Genomic DNA, 5,530 nt, shown 5'->3' with positions numbered 1-5,530 from the left:
AGCTGCTGGTTCGCGATCTGCTGCTTCATTTCGCTGACCTCGTCGTTGGTCAGCGTCGCGCGTGCGCGGCCGTAATCCGGCGAACCCGGGTCGGCGGCGACCGCGACGGCGTTGCCGCCGCCGGCCGCACCGCCGCTCGCGCCGGACGTCGCGACGACACCCGCGCCGCCCGGCTTCGCGGCGAGCTGCGCCTGCATCGCCTTCATCTGTTTCTGCAGCGCCGCGACCTGCGCCTGCAGCGCCTTGATTTCGGCGGATGTCGAACCGGCCAGCGCGATGCCCGGCAGCGCGCCGGCCACCAGCAGGCAGATCAGTTTCTTCTTCATTGCGGATTCTCCTAGTCGTGCGCCTGTCAAATCGGGATCGAATCGCGCGCCCCCCCTGGGGCAGCGCGTGTTGCTTGCATGCAGTGCTTGTTATCCTCGAAGCGGGAGACGAGCTGTCAAGCCGCCGCGAACGCGGCCTTCAAGTCGGCCATCCGGCGACGCTCGCGCGCGATCATCATCCGGTTCACGACGATCACGCCGATCGTCACGGCGGTGATGAACAGCGTCGCCAGTGCATTCATCTCCGGGTTCAGCCCCAGCCGCACGCGCGAGAACACCACCAGCGGCAGCGTCGTCGACCCCGGCCCGGACAGGAACGCCGACAGCACCAGATCGTCGATCGACAGCGTGAACGACAGCAGCCACCCCGACAGCAGCGCCTGCGAGATCAGCGGCAGCGTGACCACGAAGAACACCTTCAGCGGCGTGGCGCCGAGGTCGAGCGCGGCTTCCTCGAGCGACTTGTTCATCTCCTTCACGCGCGACTGCACGATGATCGCCACGTATGACACGCACAGCATCACGTGGCCGATCCAGATCGTCAGCATCCCGCGGCCCTTCGGCCAGCCGAACATCTGCTCGAGCGCGACGAACAGCAACAGCAGCGAGATCCCTTGGATCACCTCCGGAATCACCAGCGGCGCGTTGATCATCCCCGTGTACAGCGTGAAGCCCCTGAAGCGGCCGAAGCGCGCGAGCACGAAGCCGGCCCACGTGCCGATCACGACCGATGCGGTGGCCGTCAGCAGGCCGATCTTCAGCGACAGCCACGCGGCGGTCAGCAGCTCGTCGTCGTCCAGCAGCGCCGCGTACCACTTCAGCGAGAAGCCCGACCACACCGTGACCAGCTTCGACTCGTTGAACGAGTACACGACGAGGCTGATGATCGGGATGTACAGGAACAGGAAGCCGAAGGCGAGAACGCCCGTCGACAGCGGTTTGCTCGGCTTGATCATTTCGCGTCTCCCAGTTCCTTGACCTGGTAGTACTGGAACAGCGCCATCGGCACCAGCAACAGCAGCACCATCGCGACCGTCACCGCGGACGCCATCGGCCAGTCCATGTTGTTGAAGAATTCATCCCACATCACGCGGCCGATCATCAGCGTGTCGGCGCCGCCGAGCAGCTCCGGAATCACGTACTCGCCCACCGCCGGGATGAACACCAGCAGGCTGCCGGCGATGATCCCGTTCTTCGACAGCGGCAGCGTGATGCGCGTGAACGCGACCCACGGTTTCGCGCCGAGGTCGTACGCGGCTTCGAGCAGCGTCAGGTCCATCTTCACGAGGTGCGCATAGAGCGGCATCACCATGAACGGCAGGTACGAATAGACCATGCCGATATAGACGCCCGCATCGCTGTGGTAGAGCCGCAGCGGCGTGTGGATGATGCCGAGCGCGATCAGCGTGTGGTTCAGCAGGCCGTCGTCCTTCAGGATGCCGATCCATGCGTACACGCGGATCAGGAACGAGGTCCAGAACGGCAGCATCACGGCCATCATCAGCACGTTGCGGCGGTTCGGCTCCGAGCGCGCGATGTAGTACGCCATCGGATAGCCGATCAGCAAACACAGCACCGTCGACACGGCGGCCATCTTCAGCGAGCTGAGATAGGTCGCGATGTACAGGTCGTCCTGCAGCAGGAACGCGTAGTGCGACATCTGCAGCGCGAAGTGCACGACGCCGTCCTTGATTTCGACGAGCGACGTGTACGGCGGGATGCCCATGACCTGGTCGGCGAAGCTGATCTTCAGCACCAGCACGAACGGCAGCGCGAAGAACACGGCCAGCCACAGGAACGGCACGCCGATCGCGACGCCGCGGCCCGACGGCAGGAAGCGCGACAGCGCGGCGAAGCGGCCGCGGCGGGCATGACCCGCGCCGGTGCGCGCGGCGCCGGTCGACACCGGCGCGGAAGGGGTGGAAGCGGAGGTTCTCATCGTGGCGTCCTCACTGCGTCAGCACGACGCCGCTGGCCGGCGACCACGACACGAACACGTCGTCGTTCCACGCCGGCGCGCCGTCGTTCATCAGGTGCGAGCTCGACAGGTTCGACACCACCGTCTTGCCGCTCGGCAGGCGCACGTGGTACAGCGAATAGCTGCCCATGTACGCGATGTCGGTGACGACGCCGCGCGCCCAGTTGTGCTTCGAGCCCGGCTTCTCGCGCGATACGTGGATGCGCTCCGGGCGCACCGAGATGCCGACCGGCATCCCGAGCGGGCCGGTCACGCCGTGGCTCACGTACATGCGCGTTTCGAGGTCGTCGCTTTCGACGAAGATGTGATCGGGCTCGTCCTCGACCACGCGCCCCTCGAACAGGTTGGTCGAGCCGATGAATTCGGCGGAGAAGCGGCTGTTCGGGTATTCGTAGACTTCGCCGGGCGAGCCGATCTGCACGATCTTGCCCTCGCTCATCACCGCGAGGCGGCTCGCCATCGTCATCGCCTCTTCCTGGTCGTGCGTGACCATCACGCAGGTCACGTCGACCTTCTCGATGATGTTCACGAGTTCGAGCTGGGTCTTCTGGCGAATCTTCTTGTCGAGCGCGGACATCGGCTCGTCGAGCAGCAGCAGCTTCGGGCGCTTCACCAGCGAGCGGGCCAGCGCGACGCGCTGCTGCTGGCCGCCGGACAGCTGATGCGGCTTGCGCTTCGCATACTTGCTCATCTGCACGAGCGCGAGCGCGTCGGCCACGCGCTCCTTGATCTCGTTTTTCGGCGTGCCTTCCTGTTTCAGGCCGAACGCGACGTTCGATTCGACCGTCATGTGCGGGAACAGCGCGTACGACTGGAACATCATGTTGACCGGGCGGCGGTACGGCGGCAGCGACGCGAGGTCCTCGCCGTCGACGAAGATCTTGCCGGAGGTGGCCGTTTCCAGCCCGGCGAGCATGCGCAGCAGCGTGGACTTGCCGCAGCCCGAGCTGCCGAGCAGCGCGAACAGCTCGTTCTTCGCGATCGTCAGGTTCACGTTGTCGACGGCCGTGCTGTCGCCGAATTTCTTCACGACGTTTTCGATGCGCACGAATGCGTCGTTTTGCATACGGGGCGCGGCGGCCGGTTGGGTCTGGCGTGCAGCAGCGGAAGAGGGTATCGATTGCATGGGAGTCACCATTCGTTCTTCACGGATTGCAGGCGTGAGCGTCCCCGCGCGAGGCGCGCAACGCGACTCGCGAGCAACGGCTCGTGCCGGATGGAACAGGGCGCGCGGTACGCGCGGGCGGACGGAGGTCCGCGAATTTCAGGCGGGCAGGCGTACCGCGATGCCTGCGCCGCCGTGATGCATGGCGATCAGTGGCCCGTCTTCAACTGGGCCCACAGACGGTTCTCGAGGCGCAGGATGTCGGCCGGCATCGGCTTCATCAGCACCATCTTCTTCAGCACGTCTTCGGGCGGATAGACGGTCGGGTCCTGCGCGACGGCCGGCGTGACGAATTGATGCGCGGCCTTGTTCGCGGTCGGGTAGAACACCGTGTTGGTGATCGCCGCGTTGACCTTCGGATCGGAAATGTAGTTGATCCACTTCAGCGCGGCCTCGGGATGCGGCGCATCCTTCGGGATCACCATCACGTCGAACCACAGCAGGCCGCCTTCCTTCGGATTCGAGAACTTGATGTCGTACGAACGCTTCGCTTCCGCCGAGCGACGGTGCGCGATGCCGACGTCGCCCGACCAGCCGAGCACGACGCACACGTCGTTGTTCGCGAGGTCGTTGATGTAGCCGGACGAGTTGAACTGGGTGATGTACGGGCGGACTTTCTTCAGGACTTCGAACGCAGCCTGGTAGTCGCCGGGGTTCTTGCTGTTCGGGTCCTTGCCCATGTACTGCAGCGTGGCGGCGAACACGTCGACGGCCTGGTCGAGGAACGACACGCCGCAGCTCTTCAGCTTCTCCATGTTGGCCGGGTCGAACACCAGCGCCCAGCTGTCGACCGGCGCCTTGTCGCCGAGCGCCTTCTTCACCGCCTGCGCGTTGTAGCCGATGCCGTCGGTGCCGTAGGCCCAGGGCACGCCGTACTGGTTGCCCGGGTCGGCATCCGAGATCATCTTCATCAGCAGCGGGTCGAGGTTCGCGAGGTTCGGAATCTTCGACTTGTCGAGCTTCTGGTACACGCCGGCCTGGATCTGCTTGGCCATGTAGTTCGAGGTCGGCACGACGATGTCGTAGCCCGAACTGCCGGCGAGCAGCTTCGCCTGGAGCGTGTCGTCGCTGTCGTAGTTGTCGTACTTGACGTGAATACCCGTCTGCTTCTGGAAGTTCGGGATCGTGTCCGGCGCGATGTAGTCGGACCAGTTGTAGACGTTCAGCTCGTCGGCATGCGCCGACGGGCTGGCGACCGACGTGAGCGCGGCCGCGGCGGCGAGGGCGGCGACGGAACAGGCTTGGCGAAGAATGCAGGCACGCATGGTGGAATTCCCTTGAGTGATGGCGGCGTGCGGCGCCCGCCGCACGCCTGTAGGCAAAACCGTTACGAAACGCCCAGTTGCCGGGCGGTGGCATCGACGGCCTTCTTCGCCTTCGACACGAGTTCATCGATTTCCTGGCGCGAGATCACGAGCGGCGGCGACAGCAGCATCCGGTCGCCGGTCGCGCGCATGATCAGGTTGCCGTTGAAGCAGAAGTCGCGGCAGATCGTGCCGACGTCGCCCCCGTTCGCGAAGCGGCGGCGTTCGGCCGGCGCTTCGGCGAGTTGCAGGCTCGCGACCATCCCGTGGCCGTGCACTTCGCCGACGATCGGATGACGCGCGAAGGTTTCGCGCATCAGCGCCTGGAAGTACGGGCCGGTGTCGGTCTTCACCCGCTCGACGATCCCCTCGTCGCGCAGCAGCTTCAGGTTCGCGACCGCGACGGCCGCCGCCACCGGGTGACCCGAGTACGTGAGGCCGTGATTGAATTCGCCGTTGTCGATGATCGGGCGCGCGACGCGCTCATGAATGCCGACCGCGCCCATCGGCACGTAGCCCGACGTCAGGCCCTTCGCCATCGTGATCAGGTCCGGCTCGAAGCCGAAGTGCTGGTGCGCGAACCATTCGCCGGTACGGCCGAAGCCGCCGATCACTTCGTCGGCGACCAGCAGGATGTCGTACTTGCGGCAGATCCGCTGGATCTCCGGCCAGTACGTCGACGGCGGGAAGATCACGCCGCCCGCGCCCTGGAACGGCTCGCCGATGAACGCCGCGACGTTCTCCGCGCCGAGTTCGA

The 5,530-nt window shown here is 65.4% G+C and carries 6 protein-coding genes; all 6 read right to left on the bottom strand.

What is annotated here, in order from left to right; genetic code table 11:
• Window positions 1-326, bottom strand: a 326-nt coding sequence (locus JMF90_RS22095; protein WP_201325429.1) for a DUF3138 family protein, incomplete at its 3' end; no start/stop codon positions are given.
• Between the two features lie 116 nt (window positions 327-442).
• A complete protein-coding gene (locus JMF90_RS22090) occupies window positions 443-1,282 on the bottom strand; it encodes an ABC transporter permease subunit (RefSeq protein WP_054928132.1) in 840 nt (279 codons plus the stop codon).
• On the bottom strand, window positions 1,279-2,265 hold the full coding sequence (locus tag JMF90_RS22085; protein WP_054928131.1) for an ABC transporter permease subunit: 987 nt from the start codon (window positions 2,263-2,265) through the stop codon (window positions 1,279-1,281). Before JMF90_RS22085 ends, JMF90_RS22090 begins: the two co-directional genes overlap by 4 nt.
• 10 nt (window positions 2,266-2,275) lie before the next feature.
• Window positions 2,276-3,430: an ABC transporter ATP-binding protein gene (locus JMF90_RS22080; RefSeq protein WP_054928130.1), complete on the bottom strand. Its 1,155-nt coding sequence runs from the start codon at window positions 3,428-3,430 to the stop codon at window positions 2,276-2,278.
• Window positions 3,431-3,618: 188 nt separating this feature from the next.
• Window positions 3,619-4,734, bottom strand: a complete 1,116-nt coding sequence (locus JMF90_RS22075; RefSeq protein WP_006477585.1) for a polyamine ABC transporter substrate-binding protein — start codon at window positions 4,732-4,734, stop codon at window positions 3,619-3,621.
• Between the two features lie 62 nt (window positions 4,735-4,796).
• The coding region (locus tag JMF90_RS22070; RefSeq protein ID WP_201325428.1) for an aminotransferase class III-fold pyridoxal phosphate-dependent enzyme at window positions 4,797-5,530 on the bottom strand (734 nt) is incomplete at its 5' end.

The sequence above is a fragment of the Burkholderia sp. E168m23 genome, from assembly GCF_016586125.1.
Taxonomy (GTDB): Bacteria; Pseudomonadota; Gammaproteobacteria; order Burkholderiales; family Burkholderiaceae; genus Burkholderia; species Burkholderia orbicola.
This window is presented reverse-complemented; position numbering and strand designations above follow the sequence as displayed.